Origin of the sequence: Nitrospira sp. NS4, assembly GCF_049546785.1 — a bacterium.
Lineage (GTDB): Bacteria > Nitrospirota > Nitrospiria > Nitrospirales > Nitrospiraceae > Nitrospira_D.
This window is the reverse complement of record NZ_JBMWAN010000004.1, coordinates 218,414-236,887: the sequence shown is the minus strand read 5'-3', so window position 1 is coordinate 236,887 and position 18,474 is coordinate 218,414. Positions and strand designations below refer to the sequence as shown.

General features: G+C 57.4%; 14 protein-coding genes and 1 pseudogene. 8 read left to right on the top strand and 7 right to left on the bottom strand.

Annotated elements, in window-relative coordinates:
* Positions 1-8 precede the first annotated feature (8 nt).
* The 5 genes from ACO9S2_RS12985 (at position 9) to ACO9S2_RS12965 (ending at position 3,671) form a co-directional block, all read left to right on the top strand.
* Complete coding sequence (locus ACO9S2_RS12985; RefSeq protein ID WP_423722805.1) at positions 9-242, top strand: DUF465 domain-containing protein; 234 nt, start codon at positions 9-11, stop codon at positions 240-242.
* Positions 243-294: 52 nt separating this feature from the next.
* On the top strand, positions 295-1,071 hold the full coding sequence (gene tatC / locus ACO9S2_RS12980) for a twin-arginine translocase subunit TatC (RefSeq protein WP_423722804.1): 777 nt from the start codon (positions 295-297) through the stop codon (positions 1,069-1,071).
* A 13-nt stretch (positions 1,072-1,084) separates the two neighbouring features.
* Positions 1,085-2,167: a hypothetical protein gene (locus tag ACO9S2_RS12975; protein ID WP_423722803.1), complete on the top strand. Its 1,083-nt coding sequence runs from the start codon at positions 1,085-1,087 to the stop codon at positions 2,165-2,167.
* Between the two features lie 227 nt (positions 2,168-2,394).
* Positions 2,395-2,904: a peptidylprolyl isomerase gene (locus ACO9S2_RS12970; protein ID WP_423722802.1), complete on the top strand. Its 510-nt coding sequence runs from the start codon at positions 2,395-2,397 to the stop codon at positions 2,902-2,904.
* A gap of 62 nt (positions 2,905-2,966) precedes the next feature.
* Entirely contained in the window at positions 2,967-3,671 is a 705-nt protein-coding gene (locus ACO9S2_RS12965) for a hypothetical protein (protein WP_423722801.1), read from the top strand.
* Here ACO9S2_RS12965 and ACO9S2_RS12960 read toward each other — a convergent pair.
* The 4 genes from ACO9S2_RS12960 to ACO9S2_RS12945 are packed head-to-tail and all read right to left on the bottom strand — an operon-like array spanning position 3,661 to position 10,220.
* Positions 3,661-5,019 carry a TolC family protein gene (locus ACO9S2_RS12960; protein ID WP_423722800.1) on the bottom strand — a complete coding sequence of 453 codons (1,359 nt, stop codon included), beginning with the start codon at positions 5,017-5,019 and terminating at the stop codon, positions 3,661-3,663. The two genes, ACO9S2_RS12965 and ACO9S2_RS12960, sit on opposite strands and share 11 nt — an antisense overlap.
* Positions 5,016-6,230 carry an efflux RND transporter periplasmic adaptor subunit gene (locus ACO9S2_RS12955; RefSeq protein WP_423722799.1) on the bottom strand — a complete coding sequence of 405 codons (1,215 nt, stop codon included), beginning with the start codon at positions 6,228-6,230 and terminating at the stop codon, positions 5,016-5,018. Before ACO9S2_RS12955 ends, ACO9S2_RS12960 begins: the two co-directional genes overlap by 4 nt.
* Position 6,231: 1 nt before the next feature.
* A complete protein-coding gene (locus tag ACO9S2_RS12950; RefSeq protein WP_423722798.1) occupies positions 6,232-9,498 on the bottom strand; it encodes an efflux RND transporter permease subunit in 3,267 nt (1,088 codons plus the stop codon).
* Entirely contained in the window at positions 9,492-10,220 is a 729-nt protein-coding gene (locus ACO9S2_RS12945) for a response regulator (RefSeq protein ID WP_423722797.1), read from the bottom strand. Before ACO9S2_RS12945 ends, ACO9S2_RS12950 begins: the two co-directional genes overlap by 7 nt.
* A 364-nt stretch (positions 10,221-10,584) precedes the next feature.
* On the opposite strand from ACO9S2_RS12945, the gene ACO9S2_RS12940 reads away from it, so the two are divergent.
* The 3 genes from ACO9S2_RS12940 to ACO9S2_RS12930 are packed head-to-tail and all read left to right on the top strand — an operon-like array spanning position 10,585 to position 11,368.
* Complete coding sequence (locus tag ACO9S2_RS12940) at positions 10,585-10,791, top strand: hypothetical protein (RefSeq protein ID WP_423722796.1); 207 nt, start codon at positions 10,585-10,587, stop codon at positions 10,789-10,791.
* Positions 10,781-11,056, top strand: a complete 276-nt coding sequence (locus ACO9S2_RS12935; RefSeq protein WP_423722795.1) for a hypothetical protein — start codon at positions 10,781-10,783, stop codon at positions 11,054-11,056. The genes ACO9S2_RS12940 and ACO9S2_RS12935 overlap by 11 nt, the downstream gene beginning before the upstream one ends.
* Positions 11,057-11,074: 18 nt before the next feature.
* On the top strand, positions 11,075-11,368 hold the full coding sequence (locus tag ACO9S2_RS12930; protein ID WP_423722794.1) for an addiction module antidote protein: 294 nt from the start codon (positions 11,075-11,077) through the stop codon (positions 11,366-11,368).
* A 401-nt stretch (positions 11,369-11,769) separates the two neighbouring features.
* On the opposite strand, the gene ACO9S2_RS12925 is transcribed toward ACO9S2_RS12930, so the two are convergent.
* From ACO9S2_RS12925 to ACO9S2_RS12915, 3 genes and pseudogenes are all read right to left on the bottom strand, one after another.
* Positions 11,770-12,918 (bottom strand): hypothetical protein, encoded by a 1,149-nt coding sequence (locus tag ACO9S2_RS12925; RefSeq protein WP_423722793.1) that lies wholly within the window; start codon positions 12,916-12,918, stop codon positions 11,770-11,772.
* 332 nt (positions 12,919-13,250) lie between these two features.
* A pseudogene (locus tag ACO9S2_RS12920) lies at positions 13,251-14,324 on the bottom strand (IS3 family transposase); the annotation flags it as partial.
* Positions 14,325-15,249: 925 nt separating this feature from the next.
* Positions 15,250-18,243 (bottom strand): hypothetical protein, encoded by a 2,994-nt coding sequence (locus ACO9S2_RS12915; protein WP_423722792.1) that lies wholly within the window; start codon positions 18,241-18,243, stop codon positions 15,250-15,252.
* Positions 18,244-18,474 lie beyond the last annotated feature (231 nt).

Genomic DNA, 18,474 nt, shown 5'->3' with positions numbered 1-18,474 from the left:
GTGTGGCCATGCAGACGGAACAGGTCATTGCAGAGCAGTTGCGTCGATCCAGCCATGAGTTCCGGACGCTCGAGGAAACACATCATCGGTTGGACGGGGAACTCAATGATTTGCAGAGGCGCCACGTGCTCACGCCCCAGGAAGAACTCGTGAAGAAGCAGTTACAGAAAGAGAAACTGGCGATGAAAGACAAGATGGCGGAATTGATCCGCGTCTATCAGGCAGGACGTCAGCCGGTCTAAGACGAAGGAACCACCCGGGCCGCCGGCTCAGCCGGCGGCCGGTCTACGCACCATGGCCCAACTCATCAATCCGCTTGCCGCCCATATTCAGACCGTCAAGCGGCGATTGATCGTCGTCGGGGCCACGATCCTCACGGCCCTGATTGTCACGTTTTCATTTTCCGCCGATATGGTCGCCTGGCTCAACCGGCCGTTTCCGAATCAACTGGTGTTCTATGGACCTACCGAGGCGCTGTTTGCTTCGATTAAAGTTTCGTTTCTCTCGGCCATCATTCTGAGCCTGCCGGTCATTTTTTATCAGTGCTGGAAGTTCGTTGAGCCGGCGCTGCTTCCGAAGGAACAGCGGTGGGCCATCCCCTTGTTTCTGCTGGCCGGAGGCTTGTTCGGCCTCGGGCTCGTGTTCTGCAATCTCGTGATCCTGCCCCTGGTCATCGATTTCTTTGTGAGCTTCGGCATGGACCGGGATATCACTCCGCAGCTGAGCGTGGGGACCTATATCGATTTCAACGTGAAGTTTCTCCTGATCTTCGGCTGCGCGTTTGAGCTGCCGCTGGCGATGACGCTGCTGGCGCGCGCCGGTGTGGTGACCGGCAAGGTGTTCGCGCAATATCGCAAGCATGCGATTCTGACCACGCTGATCATTTCCGCGATCGTCACGCCGGATGCCACGCTCTTTACGATGCTCCTGATGGCGGTGCCGATGATGGTATTGTATGAGATCGGCATTCTGGGAGCCCGGCTCTTCGGAAGGGGACAGGACGGCGGCAGCATCGATTTGCCGTTGGATCCGGATGTGCCGATGGGGACTGCGGGAACCAGGGTCCGATAAGGATGGTACAGCTATGAATTCACACCTGCGACTCGTCCTGGCAGGATCCGTGTTGTGCGCGCTGCTGTTCGGCATGGCATGGGCCGAGACGCCTGCATCGCCGTCGGGCATGCCCTCGCCCCATGGAGAAGTTCCGGCGACCGGCGCTTTCGCCCCCGACGGTCCGTTCGGCCAGACTATTGCCAGCGTGCAGGCCCTGACCCTGTCCGGCAAGGAGATCGTCTATGCCGGATCGTTCGGGAACGGGATTTTTCGCAGCGGCGACAGGGGCGGCACCTGGGCGCCTGTGGGAGCAGGGGTGACCGACCCCTTCATCCTGAGTCTGGCGACCGGCCGTGACGGCGTCGTCTATGCCGGCACGTTTCGCGGCGGCGTCTTCCGTTCGAAGGATGAAGGCAAGACCTGGGAATCGATCAATGCCGGGTTCAAACGGTTGGAGATCAAAGCCATTCTCGCCACGGGCGAGGGGGTCTATGCGGGGACCAGCGACGGGGTCTACCGGCTGAATCAGGCCGGGGACCGCTGGACCGTCGTGACGACGGGGCTCACCGATATTCTGGTCCATGCGCTGGTACGGTCCGCCGACGGCACGCTCTACGCCGGTACGTCGGGGAAAGGGGTGCTCCGGTTCAAGCAGAACGCCACCGGCTGGGACCGCATGCGGCATGGCCTCAAAGACCATGAAGGCATGATTGAAAACTTTATCCGGGTCCTGGCCATCGATCGTGATCAGGGGCTTTATGCCGGTACGTTCGACGGTGGTGTGTTTCGGAGCGCGGACGGCGGGACGACCTGGCGCCCGATCAGCCGCGCCTTGCCCAACGATTCCATTCGCGGCATTGTGACCATCGAAGACGGTTTGATTGTGGCGACCGGAAACGGCATCTTCAAGACGATCGACAAGGGCCGCCAGTGGACCCCGGTCAACAAGGGGCTCACCAACCTGTCCATCCAGGCCATGATCGGCGGGAGCGACGGGGCTCTGTATGCCGGGACCAGTTCGGGCGTGTTTCGCAGCGATGACAGTGTGACGTGGGTGCCGGTCAATCAAGGGCTGGAGGCGGGCCTGGCGCCGCCTCCGTTCCGTTTCCGATAACGGCAGACTGTTGATAAAGTCCGCCAGCGGCGTTCTCACGGCGCTCAGAGGCTCAACGTAAAGCGGAACGTATGCGTCGCCTCCTCGTTTGTTGCGGCCTTGCTGGACGGCCGTTCTGAACAGCCCGCGAGGATTCTGAGCGAGTCCGTGAGTGTCCAGGCGATCGCGGTGGAGCATCTAAGCGGTTCAATAACCGGCAAACTAACCAATTGAAAGGATCTAGAGGCATGGCTGACGTCAGTGAGAAGACCAAGGCAACAATCGCGGTGGCGAGCAAGGGGCAACCGTTGGGCGAGATCGTGCTAAAATTCTTTCCCGATGTCGCGCCCGGACATGTCGAGAACTTCATGAAGCTGGCGAAGGACGGCTTCTACAACGGGACGACCTTCCATCGCGTGATTCCGGGATTCATGATTCAGGGCGGCGACCCCAACAGCAAGAGCCCCGATCGATCCACGCACGGCATGGGCGGGCCCGGCTACAAGATCAAGGCCGAGTTCAACAGCAAGCCCCACAAGCGGGGCATCGTCTCGATGGCGCGGGCCAACGACCCGAACAGCGCCGGGTCGCAGTTCTTCATCTGCGTTGCGGATGCCAACTTTCTCGACTGGCAATACACCGTGTTCGCCGAAGTCGTGAGCGGGATGGACGTGGCCGACAAAATTGTGAGCATGAAACGCGACGGCAACGACAATCCCTTCGAGCGCGTGGAGATGACGGTCACGGTTTCCGAATAGCCATGATGAGTGATGGGTGATGTGTGAAGAGGGGGGAGGCGTCAGAGACAAGAGCATGTTCGATGGCTTGCCGATCACTTTTCACGCATCACTGCCCACTGCTCGTTTTGCTCTTGCTTCTCGCCGGCTGCGCCATCCCGCATGTGCCGTCGCGGACGATCTACGAGGATCCCGTCAACTATGTGCGGCTGGAGCAGGAGGAGCATTTTCTGCCCGAGTGGCCGCCGACCCATCACAGTCATCCCGCGATCATCGGACCGGAGAAGCTGCGCCTGATTTTCCAGGGACTGATGATCCAGGAGCGGCGGATCTGGTTGCAGAACTGGCTCCAAGGCGAAGCGCCCTTTACCCCGGCCTTTCAGGATGAAGACATTGCCCTGTTGTCGGTGCATGTGGCCGACGCGCTATCGAGGGCTCAGCCCAACGAGCGGGTGACGTTTTACCTGAGTCTGCCGCAGACTTCTGTGAAGCGCGTGGTCACCTCCGGCGGGCTCTACATGAAAGATGACGAGCTGCACCTGATTCTGGGGAACTGGCAGATCGTCTATGGGATTCCCACCTACGGGATGATCTACGACCGCCGGTACCCCATGCGTCCCACCGCCGCCAAGGGATTCGATCTCTACTTCCAGCCGCATGAAGCGATGCGGCGAACGGAGAGCAGTTGGATCGACAGCGTGCTGGCCAACGGGGCCGATGAGGTGGTCATCAATCTCACGACGCTGGCTGCTCTGTCCGCAGGGGCTCCGCCCAAGCCTACCGAATAGTTGGATCGATCTCCAACCGGGCTTCCCCGCCGGATGCGTAGGCCAGCGTGACCTCGGCAATCTTGTAATCGTACTGGGCTTCGGCCAGTTTTGTCTGGGCGGCCGTGAGCCCCACTTCGGATTGCGTCACTTCCACGATTGATCCAAGCCCGAGCTTGTACCGCTGTTTCGCCAGATTTAAGGCTTCCTGCGCTGTCTTGACCAGCTCCTCCGCCAGCTTGATCTGCTGGGTGAAGGTCACCGTGTCGAGGTAGGCGTTGGTCACCTGTTGGGTGAGGGCCTGTTCGATGTTGGTGCTCTGGGCCTGAGCCGCCGCCTCTTGAGCCGCCGCCTCCTTCACCTGATTCTCGATCAAGCCGCCCGTGAAGATCGGCATGGAGACCATACCGCCGGCCGACCACCAGCCGCCCGTGGCGACGTTGCGGGTGGTGTCGAAGGTGTCGTAATAGCCGCCGCTGGCCACGGCCGAGACGGTCGGCAGATACTGGCTTTTCATCGCCCGTTTCTTGGCTCCGGCGGAGGCCGTTTGTTCCTTGGCGCGTTTGAGTTCCGGATGCGCGAGACTGTCGGCGATCAGGTCGCCCAATGCCCGCGGAGCCTTCACGTCCGTCATGACATCTTCCAGCGTATAGTCGTCCGGTCCCGCAATGCCCATCGCGCGGTTCAAATCGGCAAAGCTGGCTTTCAGGTCGTTCCGGCTGCGGACCAGCAGTGATTCCGCGTTAACCAGCTCGACCTTCACCAGGTCCAGGTCAAGTTTTGACTTCAACTGCTGCCGGTACAGCGTCTCGATCTGGCCGGTGATGATGCCGCGCTCCCGCACGGTTTCTTCCGCGATGCGGACGAGCCGTTGCCGCTTGAGGCTATTCAAATAACTCCGCTGGATGGAGACGATGACGAGCGCGCGGCGCGCGTTCACGTCCTGCTCCTGTGCCCGCTCGCCGTACTGCGAGGATTCGACCAGGTTCTTCGTGAAGCCGAAATCGTAGATCCGTTGGCTGGCGAGCACTCCGGCCGTATAGGTGCTCAAGTTGGGTTGGAGCAGGCCGCCGCCGATAAGGAAGCGGGGATTGATGCGGCCGGATCCTGCCGATCCGTCGGCATTCGCATAGACCTGCGGATAGTAGAGCGATTTGCTTTGATCGGTCCTGGCCGTCGATGCCAGAAGTCCGGCGTTGGCCTCCTGCACGATCGGATGGTTCTGCAATCCGGCTTCGATGGCCTGCTGCAAGCCGAGGAAACGCCCCACGCCCGGGGCCTCGGGGGATCCGGACGGTTGGGCTCCGGCGAGGGCAGGAAGGGCCAGGGCCGTGAGAAGGGCTAGCGACGTCAATGTCTGGGAGGTCATGGTTTCGTTCCTTCCTGGCTTGGCGGGGACGGCGGCGTGCCGGCGGACTTCCGCTCGAATTTTTGCTGCGAGGGCTTGGCTTCCGGCAGCTTGAAAGGAGACGCCTGAACGGGGCTTCCTTCCAGGAGTTTCCGTTTGCCGACTGCCACCACCTCCTCGTCGCCGCTCAGGCCGGCGGTGATTTCCATCCACTTGCCGTCCGTGATGCCGGTTTGCACGGGAACGGACTTCGCTTTGCCACGGTCCACGATGAAGACGGATTTCCCCTTGGGGCCGCTGACGATGGCCTGCGGCGGCAGCACCAGCGCATTCGGGATCTCGCGCAGACTCAGCGAGACTTCCGCAAAGGTGCCGGGGCGGAGGGCGTGGTCTGGATTCGGGAGGTCGATCTCCACCAGCAGACTGCGCGTGGAGGGATCGAGCGCCAGCGTCGATCGGGTGACGGTTCCCTTAAACGACCGGTCCGGCAATTCCTTCACCTTCACCACGGCCTTGGTTGTGCCCGGCGTGATCCAGGGTGAATCGTCCTGCGGCACGTTCGCATAGACGCGCACCGTGTCCAGGTCCATGATCGTGAAGAGGGGAATCGCATTGGTGGCAGAGGACGTCGCGACCTGGATCAAGGCGCCGGGGTCGGCGAACCGCGCCGTCACGATGCCGTCGTAGGGGGCGCGCACCTTCGTGTATTCGCGCATCGCCGCCCGCTGCTGCATGAGGTTCTTGGATCCCTGGTATGTCGCTTCGGCCACGTCCACGTCCTGCTTCGCGATCACGTCCGGCGATTCCTTCCATACCTTGTGCAGCCGCTCGAACGTGAGCTTCTTGATCCTGTAGTCGGAGACGGCCTGTTGGTACTGCTCTTCGACCTCGGGGGCGTCGATGATGGCGACGACTTGATTCTTCTTCACGTGGTCGCCCTTGTCCGGGCCGATCCATTTCAAATAGCCGGAGACTTTCGCGTAGAGCGTTGTCTGGTAGCGCGGCGAGATATTGGCCGGAAGGGCGATCGTGTAGACCAGCAGTTGTCTGGCCGGTTTCGTCACCTGCACATCCACCGGCCGGTCATCGACCGGGACAGGAACGGCCTGCTCGGAGCTTCCGGTCGGGGAAGGCGCCTCCGGCGCCGCTTCCTGCGGAGGGGTTTCCCGCTGGCATCCGGCGGCGGCCAGCAGGAGGGTGAGCAGGAGACTGACGGACGGTTTCAGCATCATCTTACAGTTCCTCTTGTGCGGCAGCCGGGGCCGCCTGATCGATGGTCCGCACCCGCCTGCCCAGCACCAGCGCGTGCATGACCGGCACGACCAGCAGGGTCATGACTGTGGAGACGGCCAGTCCGCCGACGACGGCGCGGGCCAGCGGCACCATCGTCTCGTTGCCTTCGCCGAATCCCAGGGCCAGGGGGAGGAGCCCGAGGATCGTCGCCAGGGCGGTCATGAGAATGGGCCGGATGCGGCGCTTGCCCGCTTCCAGCACAGCCTGTTCCGCCGAGGCGCCGGCGTCGACCATGCGATTGGCAAAATCCACGAGGAGAATGCTGTTGGACACCACGATGCCCATCATCATGAGCGTGCCGATCATCGATTCCACGTTCACCGAGGTATTGGTGACATGCAGCATGAGAATCGTGCCGATCCAGCCGAGCGGCACGGCGACGAGAATGATCAGCGGATCGATGAACGATCGGAACAGGCCGACCATGACAAGATAGATCAGGAGCACCGCCAGCGGCAGCGCGAGCGCGAAATTGCTGATGGCCCCGCGCATGTTGGCGACTTCGCCCTTGATGGCAATCGTCACGTCTTTCGGCAGGGCGACGGTCGAGAGCACCTGTTCGATGTCTTTGGCGACATGCCCCAGGTCGTTGCCAACCGGGGTCACCAGCACGTTGATCAAGCGGGACAGATCGTAGTGGTCCACGCTGTCCGGTCCGGTCGTCATGTCGAGCGTGGCCACGTCGCGGAGCAGGACGGGCGGCCCGCGCCGTTCGTCGCCGGAGGCGTAGAAGCCGTTGGAGAGGTCGAGGTTGCGCCCGGCGAAGGGCGTGTTCTGGAGGGCGAAGGTCGAGCCGGTCGTGCCGCCCGTCGTGAGGGAGGAGGTCGGTCCCAGGAACGTGCGCGCGCCGATGACCGGAATGTTCAGCAGGTCTTCCGTGGAGGTCAAGGACTGTTCGGGGTATTGGGCCAGCAGGAAGTAGCCGTTGGCCGTCTTGGGATCGAGCCAGAAGTTGGGGCTGAGCGCGATGTTCGAGCTGATGCCGGTGATCACATCGACGATCACGCGGTCTTGCGTAATGCCGTAGTAGGCCGCCTTCGTGCGATCCACGTTTACATGCAGTTCGGGATAGCTCTTGCCTTGCTTGATGCGGACATCCACCGTGTTGGCCACCTGCGCGACTTTGGTTCTGATCTCTTCCGCGACCGGGCGAATGAGATCCAGCCGGGGGCCTTTGACTTGAATGTCGATCGGGGCGCGCAGGCCGAAGTTCAGCACATCGCTGATGATGCCGCCGGTTTGGAACGAGACCTCCACGCCGGGCAGTTCGGTGCGCAGCCTCCCCCGCATCGTGTTGGCGTAGTCCTCGGTCTTGCCCTCGTGGCCGGTCACGAGATTCACCAGCACAAAGGCCGTGTGGTTGCCGGTGTTGGGGGCGAAGCGGGCGGCGTCTCCGAAGTAGAGGCCGGTGTTGGAGATCACTTCCTCCAGGTCCTGCTTCGGAATCGTCTCCTGCACCAGCTGTTCGATCTGCGCCACGATGGCCGCCGTTTTTTCGATGCGCGAGCCCTCCGGCGCGCTGACGATCATGGTGAAGTTGCCGGCATCGACCTTCGGGAAGAACTCGCTGTGGAGACGCGGCAGCAGCAACGTGCCGGTTCCGACGAGCGCCAGCAGGGCGAGGGCGATGACCACCGGCTTGAAGCGCACGCCCGCGCGAAGCACCGGCTCGTAGAGGGCCAGCACGAAGCGGAACCAGTCTTTCGCGTCGGCCTCCTCCTGAGAACCGTGGCCATGTCCGGCATGGTAGAGGCGCGAGAGGACGACCGGCGTGACCGTCATCGAGACGGCATAGTCCGCCAGCATCGCAAAGGCCACGGTCATGGCCAGGGGGACGAAGAGGTACTTGATGATGCCGGAGAAGAACATGATCGGCAGGTAGACGATCAGGATGCAGACGGTGGCGACGAGGATGGGGAGCGTCAGCTCGACGGCGCTGTCTTCCGCCGCCGTGCGGCCGTCCTTGCCCATTTCCAGGTGGCGGTGCAGGTTCTCCTGCACGACGATGTTGTTGTCCAGCAGTGTCCCGATCACCAGCGCGAGCCCGCCGAGGGTCATGATGTTCACCGACTGGCCGGTCATATAGAGCGCGACCAGCGCGGCGGTGAGCGAGAGGGGAATGGCCAGGCCGACGACGAGCGCGGCCTTGATGCTCCGCAAGAAGAGAAAGATCATCAATCCGGCCAGGCCCGCGCCGAGCAGCCCTTCCTTTTGCAGATTGGCGATGGCCTGTCTGATGTACAGCGATTGGTCGTAGAGGAATTTCACCGTCGTGCCGGCGGGAATTTCCGTGAGGTTCGGCAGCTTCGCGCGAATCCCGTCCGTCACTTCCAACGTATTCGCGCCTTCCTGCCGCGTGATGGGAATATAGGTCGCCTCGCGGCCATTCACCCGCACGATGGAGGTCTGAATCGCCGCGCTGTCCGCCGCCGTGCCGATATCGCGCACCAGAATCGGCGTGCCGTTCACCACTTTGATGGGGATGTCGTTGATCTTGTCCACCGCGTCGATGAGGCTGTTGGAATAGACGTAGTAGTCGAGATCGCCGATCTTGATGTCGCCCGCCGGGATGATGGCGCTTTGCGAATTGATCGCCTTCACGACCTCCGAAGGCGAAATGCCGCGCGCCAGCATGCGCGATTGATCCATGAACACGGTGATCTGCCGGACCTTGCCGCCCAGCGGAGGTCCGAACGAAATGCCGGGGATCGTGGCGATCTGCTGGCGGACATTGAAATAGGCCAGGTCGCGGATTTCCTTCGGCCCCAGTGTCTCGCTGCTCACCGAGAGAAAGCCCACCGGCAGACTCGACACGCCGAACTTATAGACCGAGGGCGGGTAGACGCCCGGCGGCAGCAGTCGGATGATGCTGTAGGCCAGGCTGGTCAGCTCCGATTGAGCCGAGTCGATACTGTATTCCGGCTGGAAGAACACTTTGATGTAGCTCATCCCGGCGAGGGACTGGGACTCGATGTGCTCCACGTAGCTCGCCTCGACGAAGCGCTGTTCCATCTTGAGCGTGATCGCGCCTTCCATCTCGCCGGGGCTCATGCCGCGGTAGAAGGTGGTGACGAGGATCGAGGGGAGTTTGATTTCCGGGAAGATGTCCACGCGCATCTTCTGGTACGACACCCCGCCCAGCACGAGGGCGATCATGCAGATGGCAAAAACGGCGTAGGGATTTTTCAGCGCGGCGCGGGTCAGCATGGGGTTCCTATCATTACAGGCACACGATTCCGGTCCAACCAAAAGCGGCAGAGATCGCCGGTACAGTGAATGAGCTCGGCAAAGGTGCCGGGTTTGACGACATAGCCATTGGCTCCGCTCGCATAACAGCGGGCGACATCCTGCTGGTCATCCGACGTGGTGAAGATCACGACGGGGATCGCGGCAAACCGCCCATCGGCTCTGAGCCGTTTCAAGAAGTCGCAGCCGTTCTCGCCGCGAAGGTGGAGATCCAAAAGAATAAGGGAAGGGAGAGAGGGAGGGTGGCCTGATTGGTCTCCCTTGCTCGCTGAGGCCGCACGATCAGAATGTGCTCCCTCAATGCGCGCAGTGGGAGACCAATTCAGGTCACCCTCCTGGAGGGAGATGGAGGACTGAGAGACGGCTGGCATGGTCTCTGTGCTCGCGGAACGCGTGGTCGCGGACTGCCCTCGCTCGGGGAAAAGCGCGTCTTGGCGCGCTGAGGGTTGGGCGGGTGGAATAGTGCGCGCAGTGGAGACCACGCCAGCCGCCTCGCTGGAAAGGGAGTGAAGAGCTTGTTCGGATCGGTGACGGGACCGGTCTTGTAAAAAATGGAATGCCGCCTCGGCGTCCTGCTCGGTAAAGAGGGCGACATCGAGGCCGGTCTGCTTCAGCGCCAGGCGAAACAGTTCGCATTCGCCTGGGCTATCGTCGATCAAGAGAATGGAGGAATGAGTCGACATCGGTGAAATGCTTGAGCAGGGACTGTGCCGGGGGAGAGGGAAGTGGCCGCAAGGGTAGAATGCTCTTTAAGAGCAATAGGTTAGCCAGTGAATCTCATGCGAACAACGAACGGAGGACGACGAGAGACGAGCCAAGAGTTGGGGAGAAATTCCAGAGGGGGAGGGAGAAATTCCAGAGGGATTGGAATGGCGGCCTGGCTGGTCCTATGTGCTCGCGGAACCCCCACGATGACACTATGGTCGTTCGATGTGCATAGTAGTGGATCAAGTCAGGCGATTCTCTTGGAGGGGCATGTATTTCCGAGGCTCGCATTGATTGACAGCCTATATAGGTCGGCGGTACGGTTATGGCCCTGGGAGCGGCATGGGACGAAATAAGAAGTTGCGAGCGAGGATCGAAGGGTTGCGGAGCGTGATTGCTGTCCACCTGAGGAAAATCGCCCGTGAACAGAACAGGTCATTCCCTGACGACACGCTGATCCGCCATTGGAAGACGGAAATTGCGGCGTGGCAGAGAACGGTGAGAAATCTAGAGCGACGATTGGGGAAAGGAAAGCGCCATGAAGGCTAAGCGGTCAACTCGCCCATCGTTCCCTGAACAAGACACGCTGGTGTCGCCGTCCACTCCCATGCTTGAACAGCATTTTGAGGAAATCTTAGAGGCCGTGGAGGAGATCCACAATTTGTCCGGCGCGCTGAGAGTGATTCCCTTAGACGATAAGAACAGGGATGAATACGAAGGCCGGCTCTATGCCGCCCTCACGCATCTCGATCACCATGTGAAGCCTGCCATCAAGGAATGGGATCGCGTTGTGGACCGGATGCCTGAAGATTGAACGAGTACCGCCCGCATCATGAGCAAGAGCAAAGCTTATCAAGCGGAGCTGATCGAGGGTTTGCGCGACTCTCAGGAGGTGGAAGCGTATCTCAATGCAGCGCTGGAAGGAGACGATCCCGAGCTCTTCTTGGTGGCCCTGAGAAACGTGGCTGAGGCTAAAGGGGGAGTGGCGCAGCTGGCTGGCAAAACGAAACTCAACCGCGAAAGCCTCTATAAGATGCTGTCCGCGCGTGGGAATCCTGAGTTCAAGAGCCTCGATGCGCTGCTGCACGCGCTTGGGGTTCGTCTCGCCGTCACAGTGGCACGTTGATCGTGAAGTCGAGGGGGCGAAATCAATAATCGCGCTTCCGCAGAGGGGCTTCTCAGTATTGCATTACGGCAGGCGTTCATGAAGTACTCCCGATGGTCGTCTTCTTATTCCTACAGCAAGATAAAACTCACGCCTGACAGCATTGCTCTTCAGTATCAAGCGGTCCTGTATTCGATTGTTCCGTCTGGATGGAGAAAAGTCGGCGAATTCCTGAGAATGTTTGAGACGGCGATGAATTCTTCCGCTGTGTTAACTGGAACTTGATAAGCTGTCCCGTCTTGGAGTTGAAGATGAATCGTTCCGGAATTCGTCGGTGCATTCCATCTAAGCACGTATCGCATGATTAATCGCATAGGGCCTCCGAAAACAATTAGTGTAGGTTGTAGAAATTTAGCCGTGAGTTACCTGCTCTTTAGAGGGGGGATTCCATTTACCATGGCATCAATTACTGCCGGGTTGTCTTGATGACGGGTGTGCGCAGCATGAGGATTCTTGAAGAGGAAGGGGATTGTTAACCCTGGATTGTCAACGGAAACGTTGATAAATGTCCCCATTGGGGTTTCTGCAAGATATGGAGGGAGTTCAAAACCTAGAAGGTCATTTACATCGTTGAAAGCAACATATTGCCTCATCTGGCCGTCTGCTGAGGAGTCATCGATTGAATTATCTTTGCCTCGAAGGAATCGGTTGGGGCATTCAACGCCTTCCTTGTCAGGTCTACATTCTTTTGGCGCGAAGCGGGCAAGTTGCAGAAGGGCAATTTGGTTAGCCATCATGTAAACAGTTGACCGGTCTGTTAAAAAGAATAACAAGGCATCGCGCAAGTCCTCCTCCGCCATAGGTTCGCCGGAAAGTGCCTTCCTGTTGGCTTGGCTATAGCGTTGCTGGGTGTCCATGTATAAGAAGCTACCAAGGCTTTGAGTCATTGCAAAGAATTTCGCTTTGTTCAAAGCTAGTCCTGCTTTCTGAGAAATATCCAAGTCATTTGTTATGGATTTGAGTGAGCATCTGGTTTTTTCCGGTATTGGAGTGGTCAATCCTTCGTGTTCAAGCAAGTCTGTCGCAATCATGCAGATCCCCAGGTCAATATCATCTCGAAGCACGTCACCGAGAGGACCAAGGACAATGATGGCATCACCAAAACCCTCAATAAGGATTCTGTCCTTCATGGCTCCATTCAAATACCGCAGCGAATCGGAATTTGGCTCCCCCGGGAAGCGAGAAGGGCACAAGGCTTCTCGGTCAATTGAGCGAGATTCAAAACATGAAAGGAAATGATTCTTGACCTGGTCTCTTAGAGGAGCCCAAAGTAATTCATAGAAGACAAGGCGTTCAGCTTTGGGATTGCCGGGTGTTGTCCACGCAGTTCTCCTCATTTCTGATCGGGCTAAGCGGTTTGGTCCATCGAATGGCTGCGAGCCAACAGTTGGAACAAAGTCGTATCCCCGATGGATTTCGATAGCCCCGCGGGAGCCGCCCGGCACTAATCCTAGAGATTCAGCAGTCTTTTTCTGCAAGTTCTCGCTGTAGTTTGCTTTGTTCGTAATCATTCCATGGATCACTAGCACTCTTACTGGGGTATCCGGTGAGTTGTCGATGGCTGCCCTGAGACCAGTAACGCCTCCGGAAGCCTGGCCGTTTGGATAGTGAACTGGTCTGATGTCGGATGCATCGAGTCTTTCCTTAGCTTTACAGGCGGAGACTACGAATAGGGAAGCTACTGTGCAAAATAACACCAGTGTTCTTGAGGCGCCTAGTTTGCTAAGTGGCTGTCTGTGAAGTCGAGTCATTACATTGCTCCCAGATCGAGGGGTAAACTGCTCTTACTAGATTGCCCTGTAAAAATGTTCATTGAGCTGGTGCCGAGTTAGTTAACACCAACCTACGCTAATTCGGCCTGCCGTTTGAGCTCCATCGGACAGAGATGCCCCAACGGGGAGTGCTGCCGCCGGGGATTGTAAAAGAGCTCGATGTAATCGAACATGTCGGCTCTTGCCTGGTCTCGTGTGCACTACGTGGTCCGCACGGCGCGCTCGGCCTTCAGCGAGGAGAAGAAGCTCTCCATCGCCGCGTTGTTCCAAACATGCCAGCTGGGCTCCTGCTACAGGTCACGCTGTGGTCGACCAGGAGCTGCTGGAAGGGCGCACCGGAGTACCGGCTACCATGATCGGAGTGACGCAACACGGCCTAGGAGATTGCCCCGCCGTCAGATCGCCATCACCGACGCATCGGTGAGCAATTGTGCCGTCATCGTCGCATTCATTGACCAGCCCACCACCCGTCGGGAGAAGAAATCCACGACGACAGCGACCTAGCGCCACCCTTCGGCAGTCCAGAGATAGGTGAAGTGGGCCACTCATTTTTGGTTCGGGGCCGGCGCGTCACACTGGCGATTGAGCGCATTCGCCGAGAATGTGCTCGGTGACCGCGTGCCGGTATCGGCTGGCACCCGCCGCCGTTTTGGCCTCGCCAGCAAGGCGTGTCGTCGCATCAGCGGCTCGATCCGATGCAGGCCTCGCTCTTGGCCAGCATGTCGCGCCAGACTCGCCTCGCGCCGATGGGCCTCTCACTCTGCAGGAAACTCGCCAGGATTTTGTCGCCCAACACCTCGTCGCTGCGAGAGCGATGGCTTTCGGGACGCGCCAGCCACGCATAGAATCCACCCCGCGAGATCGCGATTGCCTCGCACGCTCACGCCGTCGGCTAGATCCCCCAGTGCTTCACGATGGGGCCGAACTTCACACCGCCTTCTTCGCAAGGTAGGCCGCGGTTTGCTTTAGAATGTCCTGTTCGGCTTTGAGCTTGGTCACCTCACGTCGGAATCGCTTGATCTCAAACTGATCCGGCTTCATCTGCCCCTTAACTGGAGGGCCTATTGCGGGTCGGCTGTCCCTTCCCGCACCCATCGGCGCAACACCGTGTCATGCACACCCAAGTCCCGTGCGGCTTGCGCCACTCCATGATTCACCTCCGGTTTCCTTTCTACACCTAACTCGGTGTCTTTATGGCCGGCAGCAGCTCAGGGCCCGTCAGTAATTTCCTGGCATCGCTAACGATCTGTAGTGTTTGCGCAATCCCTGGTACAGGGGCGATGGACATTGTGAAGGGGCCGAGAAAGATGCAGATTCTGCAAGCGTTCCATAGGCGCGAAGAAAAAGACCATGCTGCGGTCCATCGAGGCTTGGGAAACTCACTCTCTTAGTTCGTAGGTCTAAAGTTGATACCAATGAAATAAGACACGCTTTCCCGATCGCGGCCTGTAGCGGTCCTGATGTCATGCAGGTTCTGCATCCAGGTAAGAGATAGGCCGAACCTATCGTCAGGAAGGTTAACATTCAAGGAAACACCGGCTGCAGCATAGTAACTGGTGTCCTGGATTGTAGTATTATTGGGGGCAGTATTTTTGATGCTTGAATACAACCCGCCAAGGCCAAGAAAAGGTTGGAAAGTGAGATGCTTGAGAGGCAACAAGTACCAGGTGTTGCAGTCGCAATACTTCTTTGGACTAAACCAATACCGGGTAACCATTGCTCCTGCGACCATTGTGTAGTCTCCAGGAGGTACTAATTGGATCATTGGGCCAATAGAGAATGTTTTGTCCTTATCCAAGTAGCGGTCTGCTGTAAATACTTCCGCAAAGGTGGTTCTTCCTGGTCCATTAGCATTGATTCCAACGCCTGTCCCAAAAGCCCATTTCCCGAGCCGGTCCCCAAATGAATCCGATTCCCACCGGTCGAAGCCTTGCCCATACGCAGAACTGTAACTTAGTAGACAGACTATGATTCCCATCGCAAGTAGGTAATTGTTTGGTCTCCCTGTCAGCATGCGGGTACCTTTCTTTGTTCTGCCAATCATGTAAACTTCACGGCATAGCATTTAGGCTAGGGCCCGATTGTGATTGTGCCCAGGACGGGAGGATTCTCCTTGTCACCACCAAACTGAAGCGTGTACACATGCTTTTGGCCAGTCGCACTGGTTCCCGACAGCTTGTAGGTGCACTTGTCCTGCCGATTGACCATTACGCATCCCACCGGATTTATAGTGATCTGGGGAGGTGACGGGGTGGTTCCTTTTGCAGTAAGCACGCCTTTCATTGCTGTGAATCCTGGATACGCATCCTCGAGGCCCAATGGGAAATGCACTGTAATTTCTGGAGTAGAGGATAGGTTTGGAAAGCTCACCGGGCCAATTGGCCCACCGGGAAGGCCTAGCTTGGCTTGAGAGTTGTCCGTGTTGTCATAGAAGATGGGTGTCTGTTTAATGGGAATGAGCAGTTGCTCGGCATTTGGAACTGGTTTGAGCCCAACTATGATATCGAGCTTGTCGCCGTTCTGGCAATTTGTGCAGGCGGTAGTGTGTTTGGCGATGATACGGCCGTCCTTTCCTATTGTGGGCTTAACAAATTCGAATGCATTCTGTGTCCCTTGTTCTTTGTGAAGGCGTATTCCAACTTGTAGATCTGAAAAACCTTGCCCCAGAACTTGTGGGGGAATCTGGAGCGCAAGATCGGTTCCCAAAATGTAGTAATTCCCAGCAAATGAAAGCTCTTTTGGATGCTCTGAGGGGTTTGATGCCGGCCATACCCACGCATTACCGGCAAATTCCCATCCTTCGCTTGTCCAAACATTTATAGGGTACTTGCGCACTTCGGGTATATCCCATTGTTTTGTTGTGTCAGCTGTGAAAGTTGCTTGAATGCCTTCCATGTTAGGAAGGACTAGAATATTGTCGGCGGTCCAGTTCCCAACAGACACAACGGTGGCGCGCCAGAGGTTTGTTCCATGGATGATGATGCTGCCTGACTTTCCTGCGGTGAGTCTGTGGACTTCATGTTTGAGAACCGTTGGTGTTCTTAGGCGTAACTTGTTCCCCATCGCCGAATCCAATGCACGAATATCGCCGGGGAGCTTGATGGAATAAACACGAAGATCTTTTGTGGAGGGATCGTCTTTAGTGGAGGGATCGTCTTTAAAGGGATTGTCCTGGCAGGTGTTTACCGTTTCGCCTAGCCAGCACCTGGATACTCTTATCTTAAGGTTCCTCCACCAGCCAGGTACGGAAACGGATGTAGAAAGTGCGTTTTGAATGGGGACGTGGCGGAAATAGTGATACGACCCGTCCGGGGCCAATTCGAACTTTGGTCCAATGAGCCATCCGATTTCTCCCTCGCCGGGGGAATTGTTACCAGAGAGCTCTCTGCCCTCCGATCCAAACCCAACAATAAGTGGTTGCCGTCTGATGGCATGGGTCAGGGCTTCACGCTCTCTGTAGAGCTCAAGCGTGTTTTTTAAGTCCGTGGTTCCTACTAGGGCTTTCAGGCTAAGAAGGAATTGGGATACTTCCCTGTATGAGCCAACATCCGAAATGCGCTGGACGGATTCTTTCGGCGTCACATCGTAGCTGAAGATATGCCCATTCTGATACAGGTTATTAAGTTCACATTTGAATCGGGTTTTACCATCTGGCTTCTGGGAGCAGTCCTCCTGGGAGGAGGGCTCCTGGGAGGAGGGCTCCTGGGAGGAGGGCTCCTGGGAGGAGGGCTCCTGGGAGGAGGGCTCCTGGGAGGAGGGCTCCTGGGAGGAGGGCTCCTGGGAGGAGGACTTCTGGGAGCAGGACTTCTCCTTTGTTAGAGTGCAAAACAAGTATTTCGTGGTCGATTGTTTTGAGCAAGGCCGGCTCGATCGTTTTTCCTTTTGAAATACCTGTATCGAGTTGTCCCCCGGACAAATTTCGAAGTAATTTCCGTATCTCGAATCGTCACTATAAGTGGCTGTAATTTGTTGGAGGAGAAGCAATGGGGCTATGTCTTCTAGAGGAACGCCAAGTTTTTTGAATTTCTTTTCATGTAACGCAACGATCAAGCCGTTTAGACGTTTGTAGATATCTGAGTGGGAAGCAGTGGCATGTGATTCTCGCTCTAGCTCAATAAAGGTTCTTCCTTTATTTTGGGATATGGAGCTCTCAAAATAATTCTTTTCGTCATTTTGAGGAAGGTTCATTTCGGCGTAATACACAAGTTCATCGATGTCTCTGGCTGGAAGTGCAAAATTATTGAAAAGACTCACCTTATCCTTGTAAAGCTCATTCAAAAATCTTTCGATGTATTGGTTCCAACTGGAATAGAGCTGATCCGTTTCTTCATCACAAGTTTTAGACTCCTGGGTCGATTCCTTCACGGCATCGGCCGTGGGTTTTGCCGCGGTTTGAATTGCTTGATGCGTGCACTGCGGATGCTCCATCTGCATCCTGACAACTGCCCAGGCGCTTGTGTCGTGTTCCGGGATGACCGTAGAGTCAAACTTTAGTCTGTAAATCGTTTGACCATTGAGGTCGTGCCTGTCGTCAAGGCCGATCGCATTAAGCTCGCCACGTATTTTGTCCCTGCAGGCATCTTTGTCATTGAAGCTGTCGGTGGGGGAAGACTGCGCTCGGGATGGTACGATGGTATTGGGGTCACGTGAGATTCGGTCCTTGGATTCGAGCGTGTCTTTCAAGCCGGTCTCCCCGTTTGAGGTGCCGCTATTGTTTTTCCCTTGGGTGTCTCCTGTGCCGTCTTGAAGCCTCTTGGACATTTGTTGGGCGCGCAAAAATTCTGCGTTTGTGTTCACCAGAGTGCCATCTGTTCCTCTCGAATCTATGAGCCCCTGAACGCCATCCACTTGGTCGCACAGCTCAAGTTGTTTCTTAAGCCAAGCTTCCTGTAGTCGGCGGTCGTTAACCACTCGCTCGCGGGTAAACACCTCGGGGCTATCTACGACAATTACTCCCTTGGTTGTTCCGGGGGAGAAGTTGCGATTGGCGCAACCGACCCAAGTGCTGCTGAGAATGCATGAAGCTAGAACCATCTTTCCAAGTCTGCTAGTCAGTATTGGCATCTCTTTCCCCCGTCGACACTCTTGGTAGCGAGTAAATAGTTAGGGTTGAATCTTTTGCCTAATCGCGAATGGGATAGCTCTTCGTGAGGGATCCCCTCGTGGTGGTTCGGTATTCTGAAGCCGGGAAAAGCAAAGGGAGCGGGATTTATTTCTCTTCATTCTTTCGGCCGCCCGAAGGGCCGTGATTGAGGTGCCATTCAGAATGGCTCACAGTCTGACATGCCCCAGCAT